At 27.7% G+C, this 24,407-nt stretch carries 22 protein-coding genes; 8 read left to right on the forward strand and 14 right to left on the reverse strand.

The window, feature by feature from the left end; genetic code table 11:
- Position 1: 1 nt before the first annotated feature.
- From RT575_RS13775 to RT575_RS13790, 4 genes are read right to left on the reverse strand one after another with little or no spacing between them, the layout of a single operon-like run.
- Positions 2 to 694 (reverse strand): hypothetical protein, encoded by a 693-nt coding sequence (locus RT575_RS13775; protein WP_313581606.1) that lies wholly within the window; start codon positions 692 to 694, stop codon positions 2 to 4.
- Between the two features lie 22 nt (positions 695 to 716).
- Positions 717 to 911 (reverse strand): DUF4177 domain-containing protein, encoded by a 195-nt coding sequence (locus tag RT575_RS13780; RefSeq protein ID WP_313581608.1) that lies wholly within the window; start codon positions 909 to 911, stop codon positions 717 to 719.
- The gene (locus tag RT575_RS13785) at positions 895 to 1,599 is read right to left on the reverse strand and encodes a PspA/IM30 family protein (RefSeq protein ID WP_313581610.1); all 705 of its coding nucleotides are present in this window, start codon (positions 1,597 to 1,599) and stop codon (positions 895 to 897) included. Before RT575_RS13785 ends, RT575_RS13780 begins: the two co-directional genes overlap by 17 nt.
- An 11-nt stretch (positions 1,600 to 1,610) precedes the next feature.
- Positions 1,611 to 2,003: a molecular chaperone Tir gene (locus RT575_RS13790; protein WP_313581612.1), complete on the reverse strand. Its 393-nt coding sequence runs from the start codon at positions 2,001 to 2,003 to the stop codon at positions 1,611 to 1,613.
- A 92-nt stretch (positions 2,004 to 2,095) separates the two neighbouring features.
- Here RT575_RS13790 and RT575_RS13795 point away from each other — a divergent pair, with 92 nt between their 5' ends.
- The 4 genes from RT575_RS13795 (at position 2,096) to RT575_RS13810 (ending at position 7,009) form a co-directional block, all read left to right on the forward strand.
- Positions 2,096 to 2,755 (forward strand): helix-turn-helix transcriptional regulator, encoded by a 660-nt coding sequence (locus RT575_RS13795; RefSeq protein ID WP_313383321.1) that lies wholly within the window; start codon positions 2,096 to 2,098, stop codon positions 2,753 to 2,755.
- A 190-nt stretch (positions 2,756 to 2,945) separates the two neighbouring features.
- Entirely contained in the window at positions 2,946 to 4,430 is a 1,485-nt protein-coding gene (locus RT575_RS13800; RefSeq protein WP_313581614.1) for a peptide MFS transporter, read from the forward strand.
- A 36-nt stretch (positions 4,431 to 4,466) separates the two neighbouring features.
- Positions 4,467 to 6,551, forward strand: a complete 2,085-nt coding sequence (locus RT575_RS13805; RefSeq protein ID WP_313581616.1) for a peptide MFS transporter — start codon at positions 4,467 to 4,469, stop codon at positions 6,549 to 6,551.
- Between the two features lie 14 nt (positions 6,552 to 6,565).
- Complete coding sequence (locus tag RT575_RS13810; RefSeq protein WP_313383318.1) at positions 6,566 to 7,009, forward strand: thioredoxin family protein; 444 nt, start codon at positions 6,566 to 6,568, stop codon at positions 7,007 to 7,009.
- A 58-nt stretch (positions 7,010 to 7,067) separates the two neighbouring features.
- Here RT575_RS13810 and RT575_RS13815 read toward each other — a convergent pair whose 3' ends face one another.
- The gene (locus RT575_RS13815) at positions 7,068 to 9,041 is read right to left on the reverse strand and encodes a ComEC/Rec2 family competence protein (RefSeq protein WP_313581618.1); all 1,974 of its coding nucleotides are present in this window, start codon (positions 9,039 to 9,041) and stop codon (positions 7,068 to 7,070) included.
- A 52-nt stretch (positions 9,042 to 9,093) separates the two neighbouring features.
- Between RT575_RS13815 and RT575_RS13820 the strand changes: the two genes are divergently transcribed.
- The gene (locus tag RT575_RS13820; protein ID WP_313581620.1) at positions 9,094 to 9,465 is read left to right on the forward strand and encodes a DUF488 family protein; all 372 of its coding nucleotides are present in this window, start codon (positions 9,094 to 9,096) and stop codon (positions 9,463 to 9,465) included.
- A gap of 2 nt (positions 9,466 to 9,467) precedes the next feature.
- On the opposite strand, the gene RT575_RS13825 is transcribed toward RT575_RS13820, so the two are convergent.
- The 4 genes from RT575_RS13825 to lpxB all read right to left on the reverse strand — a co-directional run bounded on the left by RT575_RS13825 (position 9,468) and on the right by lpxB (position 13,070).
- The gene (locus RT575_RS13825) at positions 9,468 to 10,829 is read right to left on the reverse strand and encodes a hypothetical protein (RefSeq protein WP_313581622.1); all 1,362 of its coding nucleotides are present in this window, start codon (positions 10,827 to 10,829) and stop codon (positions 9,468 to 9,470) included.
- Positions 10,816 to 11,373 (reverse strand): sigma-70 family RNA polymerase sigma factor, encoded by a 558-nt coding sequence (locus RT575_RS13830; protein WP_313581624.1) that lies wholly within the window; start codon positions 11,371 to 11,373, stop codon positions 10,816 to 10,818. Before RT575_RS13830 ends, RT575_RS13825 begins: the two co-directional genes overlap by 14 nt.
- Positions 11,374 to 11,385: 12 nt before the next feature.
- Positions 11,386 to 11,832, reverse strand: coding sequence for a hypothetical protein (locus tag RT575_RS13835; RefSeq protein ID WP_313383310.1), 447 nt, complete (start codon positions 11,830 to 11,832; stop codon positions 11,386 to 11,388).
- A 125-nt stretch (positions 11,833 to 11,957) separates the two neighbouring features.
- A complete protein-coding gene (gene lpxB / locus RT575_RS13840) occupies positions 11,958 to 13,070 on the reverse strand; it encodes a lipid-A-disaccharide synthase (RefSeq protein WP_313581627.1) in 1,113 nt (370 codons plus the stop codon).
- 102 nt (positions 13,071 to 13,172) lie between these two features.
- On the opposite strand from lpxB, the gene RT575_RS13845 reads away from it, so the two are divergent.
- Positions 13,173 to 13,682 (forward strand): DUF2480 family protein, encoded by a 510-nt coding sequence (locus RT575_RS13845; RefSeq protein ID WP_313383307.1) that lies wholly within the window; start codon positions 13,173 to 13,175, stop codon positions 13,680 to 13,682.
- A gap of 70 nt (positions 13,683 to 13,752) precedes the next feature.
- Here the strand turns inward: RT575_RS13845 and RT575_RS13850 are convergent, their stop codons facing one another.
- From RT575_RS13850 to RT575_RS13870, 5 genes are all read right to left on the reverse strand, one after another.
- Complete coding sequence (locus tag RT575_RS13850; RefSeq protein WP_313375220.1) at positions 13,753 to 14,235, reverse strand: inorganic diphosphatase; 483 nt, start codon at positions 14,233 to 14,235, stop codon at positions 13,753 to 13,755.
- Between the two features lie 39 nt (positions 14,236 to 14,274).
- Positions 14,275 to 16,815, reverse strand: coding sequence for a DUF5686 family protein (locus RT575_RS13855; RefSeq protein WP_313581630.1), 2,541 nt, complete (start codon positions 16,813 to 16,815; stop codon positions 14,275 to 14,277).
- A gap of 87 nt (positions 16,816 to 16,902) precedes the next feature.
- On the reverse strand, positions 16,903 to 17,880 hold the full coding sequence (locus RT575_RS13860) for a pyruvate dehydrogenase complex E1 component subunit beta (protein WP_313383304.1): 978 nt from the start codon (positions 17,878 to 17,880) through the stop codon (positions 16,903 to 16,905).
- Positions 17,881 to 18,023: 143 nt separating this feature from the next.
- Positions 18,024 to 18,632 carry a hypothetical protein gene (locus RT575_RS13865; RefSeq protein ID WP_313581632.1) on the reverse strand — a complete coding sequence of 203 codons (609 nt, stop codon included), beginning with the start codon at positions 18,630 to 18,632 and terminating at the stop codon, positions 18,024 to 18,026.
- A 76-nt stretch (positions 18,633 to 18,708) separates the two neighbouring features.
- Entirely contained in the window at positions 18,709 to 19,860 is a 1,152-nt protein-coding gene (locus RT575_RS13870) for a cystathionine gamma-synthase (RefSeq protein WP_313581633.1), read from the reverse strand.
- 238 nt (positions 19,861 to 20,098) lie between these two features.
- Here RT575_RS13870 and RT575_RS13875 point away from each other — a divergent pair, with 238 nt between their 5' ends.
- Positions 20,099 to 22,864 (forward strand): SusC/RagA family TonB-linked outer membrane protein, encoded by a 2,766-nt coding sequence (locus RT575_RS13875; protein WP_313581635.1) that lies wholly within the window; start codon positions 20,099 to 20,101, stop codon positions 22,862 to 22,864.
- A gap of 10 nt (positions 22,865 to 22,874) precedes the next feature.
- Positions 22,875 to 24,293, forward strand: a complete 1,419-nt coding sequence (locus tag RT575_RS13880) for a RagB/SusD family nutrient uptake outer membrane protein (RefSeq protein WP_313581637.1) — start codon at positions 22,875 to 22,877, stop codon at positions 24,291 to 24,293.
- The last annotated feature ends 114 nt before the right edge of the window (positions 24,294 to 24,407 follow it).

A 24,407-nucleotide genomic window follows, 5' to 3' on the forward strand; every position in this document is an offset into this window, starting at 1 on the left:
ATTAAAAATTATATAATGTTATTTGTTTTTTTACTTTGTAAAAATATTTAGTATCTATACAGTCTGTAATGACAACTGTTTCTCCAAAAGAAACTTTACTACCATCATCACTTATTATATTTAATGTATATATATCTTCTCCTATTATAAATTCAGCTGAACCTATTTTATCATTTTCTATTGTAGATTTCATTGTTCCTACTCGTCCCAAAAAATCAATTTTTTCTTCACCTTTGTATCCAAGTTGAATAAACATTTTTACAAGAGGTTTAGAAATCCAATGCATTAATATAAAAACAATTAAAAAAATTGGAATCAAAATTAAAACAGACCAGTTTCCTAATGTTGCTAATCCAAAAATAGTTGTTGTTATAATGGTAATAACCCAGCTTATAAATTTAAAAACTGTAACAAGAACCATTAATGGAACTTTACCAACATTAATAAATTCTAAACATTTGGAAAAAAATGAAGGTTCATGGTGAATGTCAGTATCAAAATCTTTATCAGCATCAATGTCTGAAGATGCATCAGCATCAGGGACATCACCAAGATGAATATCTGCATCGGTATCAAAATCAACACCATCACCTAAAAGAAGTTGAAAAATCCAATAGAATAAAGAAAATCCCATTAAAATTGTCATTATTCCATTTGGTAATGGATGAAAAAGTAAATTAAATATTTCTTGCATACTATTCTAATTGTATAAAAATTTAGATTTCACGTTTGAAAGTGTAATGAAAATAAGAAATGGTTCCCATTTGACTAAAGTCCTGAACAGAAATTAATTCCCAACCTTCATTTCCCATTTCATTTAGTGTTTTGTCAATTTCTTTTAGGTCGAATTTTATACTAAACGTACCGCTAGGTATAAACTTCATTGTTTTATATTCAAATTTTTTCTTCATTCGCCAATTTATTTTTTAACGTGTCTAATTCCGATTGTAAATAATCTTCTTTAATAAATTGGTTAATCTTATCATCAGCAGATTTATCATTTTTTGCTAAATCACCATAAGCTTGTGCTAATGCTTCGTCTTCTTCAACTTTTGTTTTCATACGTTCTAACATACTTATTGTACTGTTAGCGTCTATTTTTGCCATTTGTTTATTTACCAATTTTGTTGCATTAGCTACTTTTGCTCTTGCTTTCAATGTGGCAAGTTCATTCTCCCATTTATTAATATTGAATTTTAGAACTTCTATACTTTTCTGTAACTCTTCAGTCGATTTTTCATGAACAGTTAATTGAACAGATAGTTCTTCAACTTCATCTAACAATTGTTTTTTATAACCTAATGCTTCTTTGGCTAAATTTTCAGCCTGATTTACATCAATAGAATTTTCATTTGCTTTTTTTAGTAATAGAATTGCTTTTTCTTCATATTCTTTAGCATCTTTATTTTTTGTATCAATTAAGTTATTTGTTCTTATTGCGGTTGCTTTTACTTTTGCGTAAGCTTCAAGGGATTGATTAAGGTCTTCTCTCATTTCTCTTATCCCTTGTTCTGTCATTTTAACAGGTTCTTCCATTTTTTCAACAACCGAATGTATTTCCGCTTGCCCTATTCTAAAGATTCTTTTAAAAATATTCATAATGTCTTTTTTTATTGTTTAGAAAATTCAATTAACTGAGTAGAATATTCACTCATCAACAAACTCAAAGAATTTAACGTAGCTTCAAATTCATTCAAATCAAGATTAGAGATTTGAAGAGCATAACGATAAATTACTTTTTTACCATCCTCTGTTAAAGCAAAACCTCCATGAATAATATCTCTATTTTTCATCAAAAGAGCTTTAAGTGTTTCAACATTATTGTTTTTTAGTGTAAAAAGATATTGTTCAAAGATTAAAATAGGAGGAGCTACACCAACAATTAAATTTTGTACTCCATCTTCTAAATTTTCAATCATAAACACACCTTCATTTTCATTTTTATAAGTTATTGTATAATCAATACTTTGTATGAAACTTTCGATTTTAGAAAAATAATTCATTTTGTGTTTTATAGTTGTTTTTGTAATTTGCTCTATAAAATTAAACAATTTGCTAAATATATTAGCAAATTAAAATGTTAAAATTTTGAATAATGACAAAAATAGGTGAAAACATAAAGAAATTAAGACAAGTTAAGAATTTAACTCAGCAATCTTTCGCTGACCTATTTGAAGTTACAAGAGGGAATATATCTTCTTATGAAGAAAAGCGTGCAGAACCCAAAATTGAAACTATTTTGAAAATTGCTAATTATTTTAGCATACCTGTACAACACTTAATTCAGAAAAATTTGACTGTGAATGAAATTTTGCATTTCGACAATTATTTTGAGGAATCAGAATCGATCCGAAATGTTAAAAATTTGAGCTCAATTCCATTTTTATCTAGAGAAACAATTCAAGCCAAAAAGAATCTATTAATTAATATAGAAAATTATCCTACAATTTTTTTTCCGACCTATAATCCAAATCAGTTTATAGCTTTAGAATATAATTCTAATATCTCAACTCCAATAGATTTTGAATACAATGAAAATGCTATTTTATTTTTTGAACATTTAGAAATTGAAAAATTACATTTGATTACAAATAAATTTGGTTTATACATTACAGACGATGATATATATATAGGTAAATATATTATGGAAGAGAATAAACTTGTATTACAATTAAATGAATGGAAAAAAGCATTTTTTGAAGTTGATGAAATAAAAAGCTTCTATTTATTACATTCGATTTATCATCAAGTATAAAAGAAATTGAACAGTATAATATTTTAATTAAATTTATTAAATTATGCCAAAAATAAATAGGTTCTAGGCTAAAAATTGATAAAAAACGTTGATTATCTAAAAAAAAACCTTTCATTGTCAGAGGTTTTTTTTATTTTCGTTGATTGCTAATAAAATCTTAAAGATAACATAGCATTTAGTTAAGTAAATTATGAGTCAAAAATTAACGTTAGAACAGATTCAAAATTTTGAAGGAAAATATCCTACACAACTTTGGTATTTGTTCATGGTAGAAATGTGGGAGCGTTTTTGCTTTTACGGAATGAGAGGAGTTCTTGCCATTTTTATGGTGGATATGTTGGGTTTAACAGACTCAGAGTCTAATTTGAAATATGGAGCAATCCAAGCTTTTGTATACGCCTTTACTTTTGTTGGTGGTATTTTTGCTGACAAAATCTTAGGATTCAAAAAATCTTTAGTTTTTGGTGGGTTAGTAATGATTACAGGAAATTTATTAATTGCAACTGATCCACACCATTTCTTTTATTATGGAATTACACTAAGTATTATTGGAACAGGTTTCTTTAAACCAAATATTTCTTCGATGGTTGGTGAATTATATAAACCTGGTGATCCTCGACGTGATGCTGGTTTTGGTTTATTTTATTCAGGAATAAACATTGGAGCATTTCTAGGAGGTATTGTTTGTGTTTATTTAGGGAAGCAAGTAAGTTGGAATTTAGCCTTTTTAGCTGCTGGCATCGTAATGATTATTGGAGTTGTTTTATTCTTGTTTATCAAAAATAAATTAGGTCCTATCGGAGATTCTCCAATTGCTAAATTGGAACCAAAGAAGAGATTAACAAGAGAAATCGCTGTATATATTGGGGCATTAGTATGTATTCCATTAATTTTTATCATGATTCATAATACTGCTTACACAGATATGTTCATGTTTACAGTTGGTCCTTTGGCTATTATTTATTACTTATTCCAACTTTATAAAATTCCAGAATCAAAAGATAAAAGCAAATTTATTGCTGCATTTATCATGATTTTCTTTTCAATTTTATTCTTTGCTATTTTTGAGCAAGCAGGAGGATCATTAGCATTATTTGCTAATAAAAATTTACACTCAACTTTATTTAGTATTCCATTAGATCCAAATATTGTAAACAATAGTGCCAATTCTTTATATGTCATTATATTTTCTCCTTTATTAGGATTAGTTTGGTTATGGATGGCAAAAAAGAAGATAGAACCGAATACTGTTATTAAATTTGGTTTATCATTTTTAGTATTAGCCTTAGCTTATTATATCTTCTATACATTACGATTTTTTGCAGATGAAAATGGATTATCATCTTTAGAAATATTTGCATTAGCTTATTTCGTTGTAACAATTTCAGAACTTTGTCTTTCTCCAATTGGATTATCAATGGTGACAAAATTATCTCCAAAACATTTAAGTGGAATGATGATGGGTCTTTGGTTCTTAGCTTCTGCTTATGGGCAATATTTAGCTGGAATTTTAGGTGCTGGAATGTCTACTCCAAACGAAAATGCATCATTAATGGATAAAATGTTGGCATATACAGATGGTTACCAACAGTTAGCTATCTATTCTGTAATTGCAGGAGTTATAATTATAGCTGTTTCTCCATTAATTAGAAAATTAATGCAAGATGTAAAATAACATCTTAAGATAAAAACACAATAACAAACAAAAATAATGAGTTCAAAATCAGAAAATTTCTTTGATTCAAAAGTATTAGGACATCCATCTGGATTATTTGTACTTTTCTTTACTGAAATGTGGGAGCGTTTCTCTTTTTATGGGATGCGTGTATTATTAATTCAGTTTTTAACAGCTGCTGTCATTGGTCTTAATCCTGGTTGGGATTGGTCTATAGAAAAAGCAACTGCATTATACGGAACATACGCAATGCTATTGTACATTACTCCTATATTTGGAGGTATTATAGCTGATAAATATATTGGATATAGATGGGCTGTTGTGGTTGGAGCTATTATTATGACTTTTGGTCATGCATTTATGGCTTTTGACACTCCATTTTTCTTATACTTAGGACTAGCTTGTTTAGTTATTGGAACAGGTTTCTTTAAGCCTAATATGACATCTATTTTATCTGAAATGTATAAAGATTTTCCAGAGAAAAAAGATGGCGCTTATACTATTTTTTACATGGGGGTTAATGCTGGTGCATTTTTCGGAATGATGTTATGTGGATTTTTAGCAGAAAAAGTAGGATGGCACTGGGGATTTGGTTTAGCTGGAATTTTCATGTTATTAGGAACATTACAATTTTGGTTAGCAAAACCTTTATTTGGTACTGTTGGTGAAATCCCTTCAAAAACTGGAAATCAAATAACTGCTGACGACGATACTCCTAAATATGAGCCTGGAGAAAAACCTAATCCATTTACATTACTAGACCAAGTCTTAATTGTAATTATGACTCTATTAGGTTTAGGATACGCATTTAATGACCCACTAAATGCAATTGGAGGAATCAACTTATTCAATTTTGAAATAGGAGGACTTTCAGGTCAAAACATTGTTATTCTTATTGCACTATTCTTATTCTTATTTGTTGTCATTCGACGTTTAGCTAACTACACAAAAATTGTTCGTGATCGTATGATTGCAGTAATTATTTTTGCATTTTTCGTTATTTTCTTTTGGATGTCTTTTGAACAAGGAGCAACATCATTAGTTATTTTTGCAAGAGATAATACTGAACGTAATTTAGTTGGTGGAGCAGCATTAGCATTCAATGTTTTCAATACTTTATTAACAGTTGTACCATTATTGTTTATATCTTATGTTCTATTCTTATTAGCTAAACAAACAATTAAAAAAGCTTTTTGGTCTAATATAACCTTGGCTGTAACATTTTTAGGAATTTGGGCTGCTGCAATATGGATGTTAAATTTTAACTGGTCTTCTCATTCATATGATGTTTCTTATGATGCTATTCAAACAGAAAAATTAGATGATACTGGAAAACCTGTTTTAAATGAAGAAGGAAAACCAACATTTATTACGACTCCTGTCACAGCTTCTTATGTTGCTAAGCCAACAGATAAAATTATTACTGAAACAATTAATATTGCTTCACAAAATACATTAGCTAAAGGAGAACAAATCAATATACACCAAGAAGGAGATAAATTCTTAATGGTTGATAATACTGATTTAGCAAAATTAGATGAAGAATATAAAAAACAAAATATCCCTTCAGAAATAGTTCCAGCTAAAATAGCAGAAATAAAAGATAGTCAAGTAGAAATCACAGTTTCTTGGTTCTCTACACTAAATTCTTTTTTTATTATTGCATTAGCATCATTAGTTTCTCGTGTTTGGGATTCTAAATACAATCCTTCAGCTTCTGTTAAATATGGTTTAGGATTAATCATTATGGCAATAGGATTTGGATTCCTTGCTTTTGGTTCTTATGGTGTAGCAGAAGGTGTTCGTGTTTCTATTATCTGGTTAGTATTAGCTTACTTATTCCATACATTAGGAGAATTATGCTTATCTCCAGTTGGTCTTTCTTATGTATCTAAATTAGTTCCAGCTCGTATGATTGCATTTATGTTCGGAATGTGGTATCTTGCAATAGCAATAGGAAATAAATTAGCTGCCATTTTAGGTGGGCAAATAGAAGTTATCACAAAAGAATACTCTTTATCAACTTTCTTCTTAATTTTTACAATTGTACCAATTGTAGCTGGATTAATCGTTATTGCGTTAAATCCTTTAATGAAGAAATTAATGCACGGAGTAAAATAAAATTTATAAGCATTATGAAATTAAGCATAGCAATTTTAGCTTTCATTTTTTCATCTTTCCTTTTTGGACAAGACGTAAAATGGTTAACATTAGAAGAAGCAAATAAGGAAGTAAAAGCTCACCCAGAAAAGCCTATTTTAATTAACTTTTATGCAACTTGGTGTGGTTTCTGCAAACGATTAGATAAAGAAACTTTTACAGATGCCAAAGTTTCTGAATATATAAATAAGAATTATATTCCAGTAAAATTTGATGCTGAAACAAAAGATATGGTTAATTTTTTAGGAATTAATTATACATACATTGCACCAGCAAAAGCAAATTATTTTGCTTATGCTTTTACAAACGGACAACTTGGTTATCCTGCAACAGTACTTACTAATGCTAAAGGAGAAATTAATAAAGTTGTTTCTGGTTATAAAAATGCTAATGACTTTATAAATGACATTAAGATTTAATCTGAAAATATCATAATATCGAAAGGGTAATTACAAATGTAATTACCCTTTTTATTTTTTAATATTGGATAGAGAAATATCCTTTTTCAGATGTTTTCCATAATATTTTATTAGGTAAATTTTGTTCTAATTGGGAAATTGTAGATGGATAATTACTTGCATCAACAATGATAAATTTCAATTGATTATCAGTATTATTTATTGAATAAATTTTTGATTGATGAATTAATTGATAATAAGCTTGATGATGAATATCTTCTTCATCCAACATAAAATCAAAGTTTTTTGTTTCAATATAATTTTTATGTTTAATAAAACTAGGATGTTTAAATTCATCCTGGTAAGTATATAACTGAATATCTTTTATTCTATTTTTTACTTTATAAGGTTTAATTGTATAATTATATGTTTTTTCATCGAGCGGGAAAGCACTAAAAACAGCTAACTTTCTTCCATTTCTTATACTAAGAATACTATTTTTATATTGATTGAAAACAATTAACTCATTCGAATGATTTAATTGATAAGCTTGAGAAGAACAATCAATTTCTATAAAACATGTACAAATAGTAATAATCAATAATGCAACTTTTGATTTTTTTATAAAAAGAGGATTTAAGAAATATAAAATAATGACTAACATTACAGCTGTAAAAATACTCATATAAATATCTTCTGCAACAAACTTAAAACTGGCTAACCAATAAATATAACTATTTGACCAATGAATAAATTGATTAAAAACCCATGTATATAATGGAATATTTATATTAAATATTAAAAAAATAATACTCAGAATCCCACCACAAATCATTAAAAATGATGCTGGAATCAAAATTAAATTACCAAATAAAAATAAACCAGAAAATTGATTAAAATAATATACTGCTATTGGTAATGTTCCTATTTGAGCAGATAAACTTGTATCAATTGTTCCTTTTATATCTTTCAGCCATTTATTTTTTACTTTCCACATTTTATCAAAAATCGGATTCAACCAAACAATAAAAAATACAGCTGAAAAACTTAGCTGAAATCCTACGTCAAATAGATAATTAGGTTGAAAAACAAGTATGATAAAAGCTGATAAAGATAATGTATGATAAATATTCTTTGGTCTGTTCAATAATTCACTGATATAATAAATCGAAATCATAAGTGCAGAGCGAAAAACAGGAGGTTCTAATTCTACATAAAAAGAAAATAACCATATACAGCATAAGCTCAGTATTATTCTAATTTTCCTTCCGTTTTTCAATCTTAGTAAAGGTTGTAAAACAAAATTCAAAATCATATAAATCATCATAACATGCAATCCTGATATTGATAAAATATGCACAACACCAGTTGCAATATAACTTTGATTTAGCTCTGGTGTTAATTCTGTTCTATCTCCAAGTAACATAGACGATATTAAAGCTCTACTTTCTAAAGAATATCCATCTCTTTTTAATTTTTCTCTTACTTGCAATTTTGATTTTGAAGCCCAATTTCGGAATCCATTACCTTCTTTATGAAGTGAAATAATATTATTAGTGAATAATTGGTAATGAATATTTTTTCTTGTCAAAAATTGTTTGAAATTAAATTGATTCGGATTTAAAGGCTCCTGAATTTCATTAATTTTCCCATAAACAATTATCTCATCATAAGGATGAAAAATATTCTGTTTATCTCGTACATTTAATGAAATTAATTCTTTACTTTTTAAATCTTTCGCAACATAATTAACTGACTTTTCAGTAATATTTCGTTGATAAATAATCTTTAAAAAATACACTTCAGCATCATTATTCAATAACTTACAATCTATTTTTTGATATGTTTGATGAATATAAAATCCTAAAAAAATAGTTATAATCAAAAAAGGAATTATTGCATATTTCTTTAATGGATTAAAAACAATAACAAATAAAAAAATAATTATTGAAAAGAAAACAATTCGTAAATTAGAAAAAGAAACAACTTTATCAGATACATATATACCAACTGATAAACAAATACTTAATATAAAAAACAAATACTTTTTCATTCATAAAATATAAAGTATTCTCTTGAAGTGAATAGGTTTTAAATAATTATAAATGAATACAAATCAAATTATTAGTTTAAAAAGGATTTATGACACTACAAATCCAGAGGATGGTTATCGAGTTTTAGTTGATCGCCTATGGCCAAGAGGTGTTTCAAAAGAAAATGCTCATATTGATGAATGGAACAAAGATCTAGCTCCTTCAACAGAATTAAGAAAGTGGTTTAATCACGATCCAAATAAATGGGAGGAGTTTTCTCAAAAATATTCTAATGAACTAAATCATAACAATTGTATAAAAGAATTTTTAACTCGTTTAAAAAAACAAGAAAAAATAACATTGGTATTTGCTGAAAAAGATATTGAACATTGTCATCCTATTATTTTAAAAAATCACTTAGATAAATTAAATCAGAAATTCTAGAACTAAAATTTAAATGAAAAGCCCATATTAATTCCTAACAGAGAAGGATTTTTATTATCTACATTTTGTAGTGGATTAATCATATAACGATAGTTAGGCTCTAAATCAATACTTGCTTTTTCTGACAGTAAGTACTGTAGTTTAAGTCCTAAATTAGCACTATAACTTGAGTTATTTAAATTTGCTGCTGTTCCTATTTTATATTGTACTCTATTATTATCATTTACAGATATTGAATTTTTAGTTACAACATAATAACTTCCTCCTACTGTTCCTAATAAATTTATTTTTTTAAACATTCCCAATTTATATTCTAATTCTAAAGGAATTTCTAAAAAACTAATTTTTTGCTCTAATTGAGTTGAATTTAGTGAAGATGTTAATTCATTCAACTCATAATTTGTAGAAAGAACACGAACATTATTGTTATATTTAATATTATTATGGTAATTAAAATTCTGACTTGAGGAAGAACTACTTAATAAATAATCAACAGAATTTCTTCCATAATTCACATTATCTGTAGATTGTTCTAAATCTATTTTAGAAATTCCAGAACGTATATTTATTCTTTCATTTAATCGTATAGACACTTTAGCTCCATAAGCTATTGTTGTATTATTTTTAACTGATAAATCATTAAACTCATCTGATAAAATCGACTTATTGCCTAACATTTTCATAGGATTAACATAAGAAGAAACAGCTAATATAGGTGAAGATTTTATCGTTATTTTTTCATTTTGTTTTTTCTCTTCTTCTTTCAAAACAAGCTCTAATGATTTTTCTTGTTTTATTAAATCATTTTGATTGTCATTTTCAGATAATATTTTATTTTCTATAGAATTATTTTCTTGATAATCATAATCTTTATTTCTTTGATTAGTAAATCCTAAATTAGGATTTACTAATGAATTATTTTCATTAGTAAATTCATCCGAATGAGAATAAATTTGATTAATTGAACTATTTTCAGATTTAATTTTAATAATTTTCTTATTATAATCAAGGGTTTTTTCTGTAGAAACAATAGCAACATCAGAATGATTAATTAATAAGGAGTTTTCATTATCCAAATCAGATTTATCAATTGATTTTTTTATTCTTTTTGAAGCATCTTTTTTTACAATTTTATTCGATTGATGAATTAATTCTTTTTGATTAGTATCTAACTGGTTTGAATAATAAAGAGAGATTCCAATTACTAAACAAGCAGCAGAAGATCCAACAAAATATAATAACGGAATTATTCTATTTTTTTTCTTTTTCTTATTTAATTCTTTCTCAATATTTTTCCAAGCATCAAGTGGAGGAATATGAGGTTGAGAAAGTTTATCTTTAATATGTTGATCAAATTTGTTCATTTTCGAAAACTGATTTTAAAAGTTTAGATTTCAATATTTTTCGTGCCTTAGATAAGTTTGATTTTGAAGTTCCTACAGAGATATTCAATAATTCTGCTATTTCTTGATGGGAATATTCTTCAAAAACAAAGAGATTAAAAACCTGCCTATATTGTGGAGAAAGAGATTGTATCACTTCTAATAGCTGATCATAACTATAATTCTGTTCAATCTCTACATCATCATCAGATTCATCAATAGATAAATGATTTTCATAATCTTCAAAACTAATTCGATTTCTCTTCTTCATTTTACCTAAAGAAAGATTAATCATAATTCTTATCATCCAACCTTCAAACGAACCTTTAAATTTAAATTGATCTATTTTATTAAAAATAAGTACAAATCCTTCCTGAAAATTATCTTGTGCTTCTTCATAACTATCGGCATAACGAAGACAAGTCGAGAACAAAATAGAAGAGTATTGAAGATAAATTTCTTCTTGTGCTTTTCTATTTTGCGCTCGACACTCTTTTATTAAATTTTCAAGAGAATTATTATTCAAATTCAGATCAATTTATTTACTTTTTATATCTAATACAATTGAATCATTGTATAAATCTTTGTTATTTGAATCTTTACCTGTCCAAAATTTTAATGTATACTTTCTTGCAACTTTTGGTGTAAATTTCAACGTTTTAGTTTCAATAGAAGTTGTAGGTAAACAACTTTGTGAACTTGTTTGCGAAGCTAATACGCCTACTAATTGAACAGAATCATTTACTTGTTTTATTAAACTAAACTGTGCAAATTCCTGACAAGAATTTGTCTTATTATAACTTACTTTAATATTTGTTGTTTTATTAATTGGCTGAATAGAATCTTGATTTACAGAAACACTATTTGTTGTTAAAAAACCATAATTTGTAAATGAACCTTCATCATCATTGTTTAAGCAACTAAAAGTTGTTAAACCTAAAAATCCTGCTAAAGCAAAAATGCTAATTTTTTTGAATAATTTCATGGTGTTTGTTTAATTATTATATAGATAAGAGTATGATTTTTAAAAAGGTTGCTCTATCTATATTTTTTTAACAAAAAAAATCCTTCTAAAATTTTTAGAAGGATTCAAATAATTTTTTTCAATTTCTATATTGATAAATCTTTTACAATTAAATCTGCAGTACGCTCAGAAGCTCCTACTCCTCCAAGTTTATCATAAAGATGATCATAATCTTCCAAAACTTGTTCTCGTTTCGGTGTATTCAATATTAAATTTAATTCGTGTTTTATATTCTCATACGTCAAATCGTATTGTATTAATTCTTTGACAACTTCTTTATCCATAATTAAATTAACTAAAGAAATAAATCTGATATTTTTTACAACACGTTTTCCTATTTCATAAGAAATTGCATTTCCCTTATAACAAACAACTTCTGGAACTTTTAGTAAAGCTGTTTCTAATGTAGCTGTACCAGATGTCACTAAAGCAGCGTGTGAAATTCGTAATAAATCGTAGGTTTTATTTTCTACAATTTTTAAATGATTGCCTATTACTTTCTTATAATTTTCTATTGGTTGTGAAGGAGCCCCTGCTACAACAAATTGATATTCTGGAAAATCTTTTTCTACAGAAAGCATTAATGGAAGTTTCACTTTTATCTCTTGTGTTCTACTTCCTGGTAAAATAGCAATTATTGGACGATCATCTAAACCATTATCTTTTCTAAATTTTCCTTCATCAATTGAGGGAAGGTTATTTAGAGAATCTAATAAAGGATTTCCTACAAAATCTACTTTATAATCATAGCGTTGATAAAACTCTTCTTCAAATGGAAGAATAACAAACATTTTATCTACAACCTTTTTTATTTTATGTACACGTCCTGTTTTCCAAGCCCATATTTGTGGAGAAATATAATAATAAACTTTGATACCTAGTTTTTTTACAAATTCTGCAATTCGTAAATTAAAACCTGGATAATCAACTAAAATAACAGCATCTGGTCGATAGGACTCAATATCTTTTTTTGCCACAGAAATATTACCTAAAATTGTTCTTAGGTTCATTACAACTTCTGCAAACCCCATAAAGGCTAAATCACGATAGTGTTTTACTAAAGTTCCTCCTTGTGCTTGCATCAAATCTCCTCCCCAGAAACGGAATTCAGCTTGTGCATCTTTCTTTTTTAATTCTTTCATCAAGTTCGAGGCATGTAAATCTCCCGAAGCTTCACCTGCAATGATATAGTATTTCAATGGAAATAATTTTTCTTCTTACAAAGATAGGAGAAATCTATCAGCAGAACAGTTATCACATAATTTTATTATGTAATTTTACTAATCCAAAAGATAAAGAAAATGTCAGACGAAATAATAAATAAAGTTGCCAATAGTGGCTTAATTACAATTGATTTACAAGATTATTATCCAGATGGAGAACGCGTTGTTTTTGATCTTAAGGATTGGTTATACGAAGAAATAATCCTTCGTGAAAAAGATTTTCGTGAAAATTTAAAAAACCATGATTGGTCGCAATATGAAAATAAGTATATTGCTATTACTTGTACAGCTGATGCTATTGTACCTTCTTGGGCATATTTATTAGTTACTACATATTTATCTCCTGTTGCTAAAAGAATTGTACATGGAAGCCTGAAAGATTTGGATCAAATTCTTTACACAGAAATAGTAGATCATTTACCATATGAAGAATATGAAAATGGAAAAATAATTGTAAAAGGTTGTTCACACAAACCTGTTCCTGATTCAGCTTATATTCAATTAATAGAACGATTACAACCTATTGTAAGTTCATTAATGTTTGGTGAAGCTTGTAGTACAGTTCCGTTATATAAAAAGAAAAAATAAACCTTTTTATAATAAAAAAATACCTTACGAAATTCGTAAGGTATTTTTTTATGTAAGATTCTTTTTATTCTTAGTGAGTAGGAACAAAACGATCTCTAGATTCTTGTAATAATTTTTCAGCTTGAGCTTTATCACCATATCCTTCTACGATACAAGTTTTGTTTTCTAAATCTTTATATGTTTTAAAGAAATGTTCAACAGCTTTTAATGTATGAGGATTCATATCGTTGATATCATTTAATTGATTCCATGTTGGATCAGCAACAGGAACACAAATTAATTTTTCATCACGACCTTTATCATCAGACATATTTAAAACTCCAATCGTTTTAACTTCAATTACACAACCAGGTACAGTCGGTTCAGTTAAGAAAACTAATACATCAATAGGATCTCCGTCTAATGCCAATGTATTTTCTACGAAACCGTAATCTGCAGGGTAAAACATTGGAGAGAATAATACTCTATCAAAACGAATTCTTCCTGTTTCGTGATCCATTTCGTACTTGTTGCGAGATCCTCTTGGGATTTCTATAATTGCATCAAAAGTCATTTTTAACTACGTATTTAATTTAATATTCTTTTTTTATTTTTAAAATTTCCAATTCAATCCAACAGTTACTCCAAATTTTCGAGCTCCTGGGATATCATTATAATTACCTCTCCAGTTAAAATCTACACGAATTGGTCTTATATTACCATATCCTATATTTTCTATTCCAAATCCATATTCGTAATAGATTTGTTTGTTTGGAGTAAAATAATTTATTGTAGAATGATTCATTGCGATACTTTTATCAGATAAATCTCCGTAAGCACCTCTCAAGAAACCAACCTCTCTCAATTTTAATTTTTTAACTAATGGAATTTTATTTAAAATCCATCCATTAAAATGATGTTCCCAATTCATTGTTGCATATTGATCAGTTACAAACTCATAGTAATCTACTTGAGAAAATGTTCCATAAACTTGACCATAACTTTCATTACCTGGAATTGCACTCAACAAAGATAATGGAACTGCTTGAAATGTTTTACCTGCTTCTACAGTTATTAATGTTCTACCAAAAGAACCTATTAAAATTGGTTGAGTATATAAAAATTGTAATTTATCATATTCAAAATCAGAATTAATAACACCTTTTAAACCTCTTGTATATCTCAGCATAATTGTAGGTGCAAGCGTTGTTAACTCAAATCTATCCAATCCATATTGTGTATACTTAGCTTTTGGTCTTGCGATAATCGAAACACTTAAACTAGAGTTTGTCAAATTTTCTTTTACTTGTCCATCTTTTTCATAAGCTATAGAAAAATGTTCGCTATCAGCTGGTTTTATATATTGATAGTTACCATCAACTCTAAACACCACATTTTTCCATGGCTCTATAGATGTATATACATTAGTTAAATTATTATTACTTAAATATGTATTATTCCCCTGATTAATTATAGAAGATGAAGCAAAACTACGTGTCATTATACCATCGGAAGATGTTAAAGTCGCTGCAAGTTGTTCTACATCTCTCTTTGTTCCTATACCAACTTGAAAGCGATTATATTTATTGAACATGTAACGGAAATCTCCTCCATATTTGAATTTATCATCTTTAAATCCATAAGCAACAAATCCTTGAGCTCTCCACATATCATTTTGAGAAAAATATGTCCTAGCTCCTGCTCTTAATCTCACACCTTCTATTTGATTGTAACCAAAAGATGAATACAAATTACCAATATCAATAGAATTCCATATATTATAATAACCTGATCCTAAAACTTCAATACCTTTTACAATTCGATTAAATTTTGGTACTTTGTTTAACTCTTCTAATGTTGTATAAATTCCTTCTTGATTTTTTGTAAGTGCTTCAGGACGATTTTCTGTCCAAAATTCATCAGATTGATTATTTATTGATGTTTTAGACGGATCAATCCTTTCGTAATAATATTTTTCTGGATGATCTGTATCAAAATCGTAATTATAATAATTAACTGTTTTATGAGCAAAAATCCCCTTAGAGTTTTCTTTCTTACTTATTAAAGTCATATCAAGCATTGCATATTCCTTTCGAGGGTAAAAAACAGAATCATTGGGAATATCGAATTCTAAATCCATAAAGACATTACGAACAAAATTTACATTGATATCTTTTGTCGTTTCCATAACAACTTCTTTAACAGCATAATTAGCCTTTGATATATATAAATCTCCTTTAAAAGTCAATTCACCATTTCTACGTGGATAATACTTAATTCTATAAGATTCAACTCCATCTATGTCAACTGTATCTTTCAATTCATAATCATAAACAGAGAAACCATCACTAGCTATTGGGCTAACAAATTTTATATCCAATATATTAACACGATTGTCATAAATATCTATATCTCTAAATATATTTTTAACAACAGAAGCAACAACTTCATTATTTTCGAAACCCGATGTTTTATTTGCGATTAATTCTCTTCTTTCTTTTGTACTTGGTTTGTTTATTCCTGCTACTTTATAAAGAGATTCATTTAAAAAGGCAGGAAGAAAAGTTTTTCCGTTAATAGAAGATGTATCAACTTTATCAAAAATAAACTCCATTCCTTTGAATAATTTACGTTTCATAAAAGTTGAATCAATATTGCTTATATCAAATTGTAATTTCTCATATTCATCGTATTGATAATGTGGCACAAGTTTTAATCCATTCTTCTTTTTACGTTTCCAGACTTCACGTAAAATTGCATAAGCTGGATTCTCTTTCTTTTTTAAGCGAACTTTCTTTTTTGAAGAAACTACAGCTGTCTGAAGATCAACAGTTTCTGTTGGATTATTATTTTTATCATCTTCACTAGGAAATAATTGAGCAACAAAACTATAATCTATTTTCTTTTCTATAACATAATTTGAGAATTCATAACCATTTTTGGAAATCGTTAATTTATCTGTGTTAACAGCTGATTCAATATAAAAAGTACCATCTGAATTAGAGGTTGCATTTATTTTTAATTCAGGTAAACGTATATCAGCATAAGCTATAGGCTCCAAAGTTTCAGCATCAATTACTTTTCCTTGGATTTTAACTTGAGCATTTATTAACACACATAAAATAAATAACAATATAGTTATGTAGTACCTCATAGAATTAAGTTTAGTCTAAAAAAATAAAGTCTAACAATATAAAATGCTAGACTTTACAAATATAAAAAAGATAATAATAATTTTACATTATTTATACATTACTGCTTTTACAGCTTCTATAACATCTTTTGCATCAGGAATCCATTCAGCATATAAGTTTGGTGCATAAGGAGCAGATGTATCTTTAGTTGTGATACGTTTTACTGGAGCATCTAAATAATCAAATGCTTTTTGTTGTACCATGTAAGTAATTTCAGAAGCAACAGAAGCAAAAGGCCAAGCTTCTTCTAATACTACTAAACGATTTGTTTTCTTAACAGATTTGAAAATTGTATCGTAATCTAATGGACGAACAGTTCTTAAATCAATTACTTCTACACTAATTCCTTCTTTTGCTAATTCATCAGCAGCAATATAAGCTTGTTTGATGATTTTTCCGAAAGAAACTAAAGTAACATCAGTACCTTCTCTTTTAATTTCAGCTTTACCAATTTCGATTGTGTATTCTTCATCTGGCATTTCCATTTTATCTCCATACATCTGTTCTGATTCCATGAAAATAACTGGGTCATTATCTCTAATTGCTGATTTTAATAATCCTTTTGCATCATAAGGATTTGATGGTACAATAACTTTAAGACCTGGTACATTTGCATACCAATTTTCAAAAGCTTGTGAGTGTGTAGCACCTAATTGACCTGCAGAAGCAGTAGGCCCTCTAAACACGATAGGACAGTTAAATTGTCCACCTGACATTTGGTAAATCTTAGCTGCGTTATTGATAATTTGATCAATAGAAACTAATGAGAAATTAAATGTCATATATTCTACGATTGGACGACATCCTGTCATTGTAGATCCAATTGCTATACCAGAAAAACCAGCTTCTGCAATTGGTGAATCAATGATTCTTTTTGCACCAAATTCATCTAACATTCCTTTAGATGCTTTGTAAGCTCCATTGTATTCTGCTACTTCTTCTCCAATCAAATAAATAGATTCATCACGACGCATTTCTTCACTCATTGCCTCCGCGATTACTTCTCTAAATGTTTTTATAGCCATTATATGCGATTTCGTTACGTAATTATATTTTTTCCTAAAGCAAATGTAATAAAAAACTTAAGAATAATTATTATTGATTTTTAGGAATAAATAAAAAGTCAATTTTTAATTTCTATAAATTTTTTAATTAATATATGTTTTGTTTATTTTTTCTGATAATAGATGATATAATTAAGTGAATAATTACCAAAAAGCTGTTGCTTTTGAAAGGTTGAATTATCTTGATTAAAGTGCAGATAAACTTCAGATTTTTTAGTTGTTTCTATCAAATCAAAATAGCCATTTTCTTCTGAACAAAATTGATTTTCATAACTAGATTTAAATCCAATAAAATAATGTTTAGCTTGTCTTGTATCTATTTTTAGATGAACGGGAAAAATATATTTCCCGTTATAATTTTTATCTACGACAAACCATTTTTCTTTTAATAAATTCTCTTTATCTGTAACAGATTTTGTAATAATTGGTGAAAAATAATAGAATTCATTACACAAATTTTTAGAAAGTTCTTTTGACTCAAACAAAATCTCTATAGCATAAATTTCTATTTCTCCTTCTTTAGGTAATTGAAAGGTTGACAATAATGTAAGACCTCTATTGGTATGATCTTTCAATTGTTCAACTTTTTGAAATTTTGGTCGAAATTTTTTATATTTTGAATAATTTGTAACCTCAACTAAATTCAAATTAATTGTATCATTTTTTTGAGCAAATAAAAAATTCGATAAAAGAAATAGAATAATAATTTTCATCAGATAAAAGTAAAAAAAGCTATATAAATATAATATCTATATAGCTTTTCAATTATTTTTTTAACTTCATAAAAGATTAAACCAAGTTTAAAACTTGTTCTAAATCTTCTAATAAATCATCAATATCTTCAATACCTACAGATAAACGAATTAAATCATCAGTAATTCCAATTTCTGCACGTTTTTCTGCTGGAATAGATGCATGTGTCATTGTAGCTGGATGATTTGCTAAAGATTCTACTCCACCTAAAGATTCTGCTAAAGTAAATACTGATAAGTTTTCTAATATTTTAAAAGCATCTTCTTTTTTACCAGATGTTAATGTGAAAGTAACCATTCCTCCAAAATCTTTCATTTGTTTTTTAGCAATTTCATGCTGAGGATGATTTTCTAAACCTGGGTAATATACATGTGCAATTTTAGGATGATTTTCTAAAAATTTTGCAACTTTCATTCCATTCGAGCAATGACGATCCATACGAACAGCCAATGTTTTGATTCCACGCAATACTAAATAAGAATCTTGTGGTCCTAAAATTCCTCCTGTAGCAAATAAATTAAAATGAACATCTTTTGCTAATTCTTCAGAATTAACAACAATTGCTCCAGCAACTAAATCAGAATGTCCTCCTAAATATTTTGTAGCAGAATGCATTACAATATCAGCTCCTAATTCGATTGGACGTTGTAAATAAGGTGATGCAAAAGTATTATCTACTGCGACTAATAAATCAGATTTTTTAGCTTTTACAGCATCATTTACAGCTTTTATATCAACAACTTTCATCAATGGATTAGTAGGTGTTTCTATCCAAACCATTTTTGTGTTGTCATTAATTAATTCAACTACAGCATCAATATTCGTCATATCAACAAAATGAAATTTTAATCCATATTTTGCATATACACGCGTAAATAATCTATAAGAACCTCCATATAAATCATCCATTGCAATAATTTCATCTCCTGGATTAAATAATTTCAATACACCATCAATTGCTGCTAATCCTGATCCGAATGCAAAACCTGCAACACCTCCTTCTATAGAAGCTAATGCATTTTCTAAAGCAGATCTTGTTGGGTTTTCTCCTCGAGAATATTCATATCCATTATGCTTCCCTGGTGACTTTTGTGCAAATGTTGATGTTTGATAAATTGGAGTCATTACTGCTCCTGTTGATTGATCATGATGTTGACCTCCATGTATTGTTTTTGTATTGAATTTCATGATTATTTCTTTAAACTATAGCAAATATATGGAGTTTTATTTATTCTACATTTTAAACAAATGTTAGAAATTGATTTTCAAATAAGTTTATAAAAATTAATTATTAAAAATAAATTATACTTTTTTAATTATTTGTTAAGTATTTATTAAAAAATGACTACTTTCGCACACTAATTATAACTAATCTAAATAAAAATAAGAATCAAATTCTATCTCCTCATTTATTAAAATATTAAAAATGAAAAAGAAACTTATAATAATTGGATTACTTTTCTCCTACATTTCTATAAAGGCACAGGAAAAAACTACAATCAAAAATGATACAATTAACTTAGCAGAATCTGTAATTACATCATCCTATGGTACAACAGCAAAAAAAGAAGATGTTGTTGGTTCTATGAGTATTATAACAGAAAATGAGATTATAACTGCACAGCCTTTTGAAAGTATTGACAAAATGATTTCAGGTTTGGTTCCAGGTGTACAAATTGTAAATAATTCTGAACTTGGAAAACCTGTAGATATAAATATTCGTGGGTTAGGTTCTATGGTTAGTATTACTTCTACTCCAGGAATATCAAATCAACCATTAATTATTATTGATGGAGTTTACGTTAGAGAAGATAGAGCTTTTAACGCTAACTTCTTTAATGGAGGTACTAATGCTGAAATGAATATTAATCCTTTAGCACGTCTTTCAACAGATAATGTAAAAAGTATTACTGTTCTTAAAGATGCTGCTGCTGTTGCCTTATATGGTGCTGACGCTGCAAATGGGGTTATTTTAATCACAACAAAAAAAGGTCAAAAAGGTAAACCTAAGTTTAGTTATTCCTCTCAGTATGGTGTTTCTACAAGTATTAACAAAATAAAATACTTAAATGGAGAACAATACGCTCAACTTCGTAATGATTATAATATTAATAATGGATCTTCAACAGGTTATTCATGGAATGGAGTTGATGTAGATTGGTTTGATGTAATGAATAGAAATAGTGATTATTTCAAAACCAATTTTGGAATGAGTGGAGGATCTAATCATATTACTTATCGATTAGGTGTTGACTATTCTAAAAACAATGAGTCTAAAATTTATAATTATTTAGAAAAAAAAGGAATCGATTTGAATTTAGGTTATACTGCATATAAATTTAAAGCTAATTTATATGCAGCATATAACAATTTTTACAAAAATAGCCCTAATACTTATTTTAATTTTATCTTAGCTCCTACTTTCGATATTTATGACGAAAATGGAAATTTTAGAAATACTGGTACTAATGGTATTGCAAATCCTTTAGCAGCTGCAACACAAAATAAAATTTACACAAAAAACAACTCTTTAATAAGTAGTTTAAATTTAGAGTATCAGGTTCACAAAGATATTAAAATTAGTTCTCTATTCGGGATTGATTATTCCTATAAATCTAATAACAGTTGGCAATCACCTCTTAACGAAAGTGCTAGTAGTGTTGCTGGGCGAAGTAGAATAAGTAAGTCTGAGGGAACTAAATGGAATTGGAGTGCACATGCTTTATATAATAAAGATTTTAGAAACCATCATGTAGATGCTTTATTAGGTCTTGAACTTAGATCTACTAAAGATTTAAAATCAAATCATATCGGAACTGGATATGGGAAATCTACAATAGCAATGAAACCTTGGGAAGGAACAAGTTATACTTTAAGAACTTTAACATTAGAAGAAGCAGGAAGAAGTACATTTGCTCAATTAAACTATAACTATAAAAGTAAATATTTTTTTACAGGTAGTATTCGTAGAGATGAAAGTTCTTCATTTGGTAAAGATAGAGCAGTTGCAACTAATGGTGGAGCCGGATTTGCTTGGCTTATTTCCAATGAAAATTTTTTAAAAAATAATTCTATAATACAACTTTTAAAACTTCGTGCTTCTTGGGGGATAACAGGTAATTCAAGAATAGGTTCATACAGGTCAGCTGGTTTATATAATGTTTATCAAAATGGTTTTACTTATGGCTATGACTATTCTTATCCTGATACAAGCTCTCCTCCAAATAAAAAATTAAGCTGGGTAAAAAATGAAAAATTTAATATTGGATTAGATCTTAATCTATCTGGTCGTGTTGATTTTACATTAGAACTATATAGAAATAACATCTCAGATATGATTATTAGTAGAGATGTTCCGCTAGAAACGGGTTATTCTTCTGCTGAAATTAATGGTGCATCAATGTATAATCAAGGTGTTGAAGCTTCTATTAAAGTTTATTGGTTTAAAAATAAAAATTTTAAATGGAATACTCTATTCAATATAAGTACAGTTAAAAACCGAGTTACAAGTTTGATAGGATTTGGTGATGATTACTCTACAGCTGCATTAGCTAGAGCACAAAAAGTAGGTGTATCTACATCTGCTATTTGGGGATATGAATGGATGGGAGTAAATCCAGAAAATGGTTTAGATCGTTATAAAGTTAATGGTGAAATTTTAGACTCCGATAAATTCACTCCTACAGATAACACTTATTCAATTATAGGTAATTCTCAACCAGATGCAATTGGAGGTTTTATGAACTCTATTCAACTAGGAAATTTTAGTTTTTCAGCTTTATTCAATTATCAAATTGGAGGCGATGTTCTTATCACTCCCGAATTAATTGATCAATATAGAATTTTAACGAATCGTAATATGAGTGTTAATGCATTAAATTATTGGACTGGAAGTAATGATACAAATGCTCAGAATCATATAGCTACATCGAAAAACAGAATTGTAGCAAATAGTAGTAAATATCTTTATGACAACACATATATTAAGCTACAAAATGTAAATCTAGCTTACCAATTACCAATAAAAAAGGGAACATCATTTATTGATGGGGCTAGTATTTTTGCCGACATATCTAATGTTTGGTATTGGTACAAGGAAAAATCTCCTAAAGGACAAAATGGAATTAGAGAGTTTAATTATATCTACCCAGAAATGAGAACATATAGTATGGGATTCAGAGTCAATTTTTAAAAAAGTAAACATGAAAAAATTTATTATTACAATAATATTCATCTTAGGATTAACTTCTTGTAGTGATTTTCTAGAAAAAGAACCTGTCGAACAAATTTCTATTAACGATCAGTTCTCAACAAAAGAAGGTGTATTAAAAGCTTTAAATGGTGCATATTATAATACTAGATCTTCAATTTTCACTATAAGTACATACACTTATGGAGATTTATTATCAGGAAATTTAACCTTCTCTCCTAATAGCTCCGGAACTTCTCAAGGTACTATAAATGTTCCTTCAGCAGTAGAATTATTATACAATTTTATAGATGATTCAAATTCTTCAGATCTAGCACAAAGTTATACTAATAATTATCAAATAATTAATAATATAAATCTAATCATAGAAAATATTGACAAAGCAAGTGATATAAATGATCAAGAAAAAAATTCTGTTTTAGCAGAAGCTTATGGACTCAGAGCATTTATTCATTATCAATTATTACGATTTTATGCTCAAAATTATACCTATACATCTGATGCTAATCATCCTGGAATAGTATACAATACAAGAACACTAGTCGTTGGTGTTGATTATCCTGCGAGAAATACAGTAAATGAGTGTTACACTTTATTAGAAAATGATTTAAATAAAGCTTTATCATTATACCAAGATTCTAATGCCATTCCTGTCGGGAGTACAAAAAATTTTATGAACAAAAATGCTGCAAAAACATTAGCAGCAATCATTGCTTTAGATAAAGAAGATTATACAAAAGCGATTTCATTAGCTACAGATGTTATAGATAACTCTGGAATTAAATTATCAGAAACGAATGATTATACTCAGAACTTTGCTGTTAACGAAAGTATTTTTGAAATAGCTAATACAAATGAAAACGAATCATATATAAAAAACTTTTATAGTCCTAAAACTGGATATTCAAGTTATGTTATTCCAGACAATGTTTTTCAACTTTTTGATAGTAATGATCAAAGATTAAATTTAATTAAAACTACTTCTATTCAAACAAAAGAAGGTAGTACTATATTTATGAAAGATTATCATTTTACTAAAAAATATGATACAAATATAACAGGGTTAGTTTATAGATTATCTGAATTATATTTTATTCGTGCAGAAGCAGCTTTTAAATCAGGAAATACTACTAATGCTTTAGCTGATATTAATTCTATACGAAATAGAGCTGGATTAAATAATCTTACAACAATTTCATTAGATGATATTTTAACTGAAAAAAGAAAAGAATTTATATTCGAAAATAAATTCTTTTTTGATTTAATGAGAAATCATAAAGGTATAACTAGAGAAAGTGGATGTATTTCTACAACTTGTAGTTTAGCTTATCCTAATAATAAATTTGTAGCGCCTATTCCATTGAACGCTATAAAAATTAATAGCTATATTAAACAAAACCCGGGTTATTAATAATAAAAAATATCCCGAAAAATAATTCTAAAAAAAAAGTATTTTTTTTCGGGATATAACATTCTCAAATAAGAATAAAATTGTGTAAAATAATAAGATGATAATTAAAGATAT

It is taken from the genome of Chishuiella sp., assembly GCF_032109125.1.
GTDB lineage: Bacteria > Bacteroidota > Bacteroidia > Flavobacteriales > Weeksellaceae > Empedobacter.

What these genes read in the sequence shown, in the direction of transcription:
- RT575_RS13870 (WP_313581633.1), bottom strand. Translation starts at nt 19,860, where the DNA reads ATGAAATTCAATACAAAAACAATACATGGAGGTCAACATCATGATCAA.
- RT575_RS13855 (WP_313581630.1), bottom strand. Translation starts at nt 16,815, where the DNA reads ATGAGGTACTACATAACTATATTGTTATTTATTTTATGTGTGTTAATA.
- RT575_RS13860 (WP_313383304.1), bottom strand. Translation starts at nt 17,880, where the DNA reads ATGGCTATAAAAACATTTAGAGAAGTAATCGCGGAGGCAATGAGTGAA.
- RT575_RS13775 (WP_313581606.1), bottom strand. Translation starts at nt 694, where the DNA reads ATGCAAGAAATATTTAATTTACTTTTTCATCCATTACCAAATGGAATA.
- RT575_RS13790 (WP_313581612.1), bottom strand. Translation starts at nt 2,003, where the DNA reads ATGAATTATTTTTCTAAAATCGAAAGTTTCATACAAAGTATTGATTAT.
- RT575_RS13805 (WP_313581616.1), top strand. Translation starts at nt 4,467, where the DNA reads ATGAGTTCAAAATCAGAAAATTTCTTTGATTCAAAAGTATTAGGACAT.
- RT575_RS13825 (WP_313581622.1), bottom strand. Translation starts at nt 10,829, where the DNA reads ATGAACAAATTTGATCAACATATTAAAGATAAACTTTCTCAACCTCAT.
- RT575_RS13815 (WP_313581618.1), bottom strand. Translation starts at nt 9,041, where the DNA reads ATGAAAAAGTATTTGTTTTTTATATTAAGTATTTGTTTATCAGTTGGT.
- RT575_RS13835 (WP_313383310.1), bottom strand. Translation starts at nt 11,832, where the DNA reads ATGAAATTATTCAAAAAAATTAGCATTTTTGCTTTAGCAGGATTTTTA.
- RT575_RS13810 (WP_313383318.1), top strand. Translation starts at nt 6,566, where the DNA reads ATGAAATTAAGCATAGCAATTTTAGCTTTCATTTTTTCATCTTTCCTT.
- RT575_RS13850 (WP_313375220.1), bottom strand. Translation starts at nt 14,235, where the DNA reads ATGACTTTTGATGCAATTATAGAAATCCCAAGAGGATCTCGCAACAAG.
- RT575_RS13795 (WP_313383321.1), top strand. Translation starts at nt 2,096, where the DNA reads ATGACAAAAATAGGTGAAAACATAAAGAAATTAAGACAAGTTAAGAAT.
- RT575_RS13785 (WP_313581610.1), bottom strand. Translation starts at nt 1,599, where the DNA reads ATGAATATTTTTAAAAGAATCTTTAGAATAGGGCAAGCGGAAATACAT.
- RT575_RS13845 (WP_313383307.1), top strand. Translation starts at nt 13,173, where the DNA reads ATGTCAGACGAAATAATAAATAAAGTTGCCAATAGTGGCTTAATTACA.
- RT575_RS13875 (WP_313581635.1), top strand. Translation starts at nt 20,099, where the DNA reads ATGAAAAAGAAACTTATAATAATTGGATTACTTTTCTCCTACATTTCT.
- RT575_RS13780 (WP_313581608.1), bottom strand. Translation starts at nt 911, where the DNA reads ATGAAGAAAAAATTTGAATATAAAACAATGAAGTTTATACCTAGCGGT.
- RT575_RS13880 (WP_313581637.1), top strand. Translation starts at nt 22,875, where the DNA reads ATGAAAAAATTTATTATTACAATAATATTCATCTTAGGATTAACTTCT.
- RT575_RS13820 (WP_313581620.1), top strand. Translation starts at nt 9,094, where the DNA reads ATGAATACAAATCAAATTATTAGTTTAAAAAGGATTTATGACACTACA.
- RT575_RS13800 (WP_313581614.1), top strand. Translation starts at nt 2,946, where the DNA reads ATGAGTCAAAAATTAACGTTAGAACAGATTCAAAATTTTGAAGGAAAA.
- RT575_RS13865 (WP_313581632.1), bottom strand. Translation starts at nt 18,632, where the DNA reads ATGAAAATTATTATTCTATTTCTTTTATCGAATTTTTTATTTGCTCAA.